This window comes from Snuella lapsa (assembly GCF_039539345.1).
GTDB lineage: Bacteria > Bacteroidota > Bacteroidia > Flavobacteriales > Flavobacteriaceae > Snuella > Snuella lapsa.
Genome location: NZ_BAABCY010000011.1, coordinates 1 through 1,211, shown reverse-complemented (window position 1 = coordinate 1,211; position 1,211 = coordinate 1). Strand labels below are relative to the sequence as shown.

The 1,211-nt window shown below is 31.0% G+C and carries 2 protein-coding genes; both read right to left on the bottom strand.

Translation table 11 applies throughout. The annotated features are described in order from the left end of the window. Nucleotides 1–70: 70 nt before the first annotated feature. Complete coding sequence (locus ABD792_RS01435; RefSeq protein WP_345003933.1) at nucleotides 71–898, bottom strand: mechanosensitive ion channel family protein; 828 nt, start codon at nucleotides 896–898, stop codon at nucleotides 71–73. Nucleotides 899–933: 35 nt separating this feature from the next. Next, a complete protein-coding gene (locus tag ABD792_RS01430; RefSeq protein WP_345003932.1) occupies nucleotides 934–1,110 on the bottom strand; it encodes a hypothetical protein in 177 nt (58 codons plus the stop codon). Between the last annotated feature and the right edge of the window lie 101 nt (nucleotides 1,111–1,211).

The following is a 1,211-nucleotide window of genomic DNA, read 5'->3' as shown; positions in this document are numbered from 1 at the left end:
AGAATTTTATCAAATTAAAAACGTGGCATAGGTCTTAGAAAAATTGTCCGACTTTTTGTTGCAAGTCCAATTACTCCCGTATCCTTACTTGGCTCTCTACAATATCTTTTATTGGTACTACTAATTTTCCTTTGTCTGTTTTTAAGGTCACCGATATACTATTAATGGTTTCGACCTCTCCTTTAATATCATTAAATTCTATAACCTGACCAATTTCGTAGGTCCTTCTCGTATAAAATGTTTTTAATAAATCACTTACTACTTTTTGCGCTCCAAAACCAAAAGCCAATGTGAAAGCCAATAAAAAGGCCGCAAGTATCATGGTAATGTTATTGGTGATAATATTAGTGTCTACTCCCGCCTGATTTAAAGCTGTAATGGTAACAAAGGTTAGAATGATAATAAATACGATTTGACTGATTAGCTTAGCACCAGACAATTCCATAGACTCAAAAAACGAACGTACGCCTTTCTTAATAAGATTTGAAAAAATTAGGCCTACAGTAAAAATGACAAGAGCCGTGAAAAGTTGGGGCAAATAACTTAGAATATCACTTATTCTTTCAGAAACCATGTTAAGGTTCATAATATCCAAAACCATAACAATCAATATGATATACAGCACCCACTTCACAAAGTTTGAAACGATCTTAATGGTATTGAAGTTTAATTTTTTGCCTTCAATGATTTCAATATCGTTTAAGGTATCATCAAGTTTATTGGCGTTTGCTAACTTTAATGCCTTTTTTACAATTTTAATTATAAGTTTAGTAAACAACCAACCAAAAATTAATAACAAAAGGCTTCCTAATAGGTTAGGTAATACTTGAGCGACTTCTTTCCATATCGATGTTAACGTTTCTAAAGCCATATCTTTCCATTGCGTTGCTTTTTCCATAATTATATATTTAAGTTAAGTATGTGGTTAAACTATTATTTATCTTTTCTTTGTTTAGCGATAGTTTCTATGATATATCCGATATCATATGAAAATAAAGCAGCAAGCTCCATAATAAGCTTAGCTATAGCAATATCTTTCATTACTTTAGATTTAAGTTCTGGAGGAACTTCTTTTAGCGGTCTATCTATATGCTTAAACGGGTTCTTCATTACTCAACTATTATTATCTGCATATATTTCAGGGCAATTTCATTTAAAAAATTAGGGAATTGATTTAGATAATAATTATCTTTCCCAAGTCTAAGTTTTCT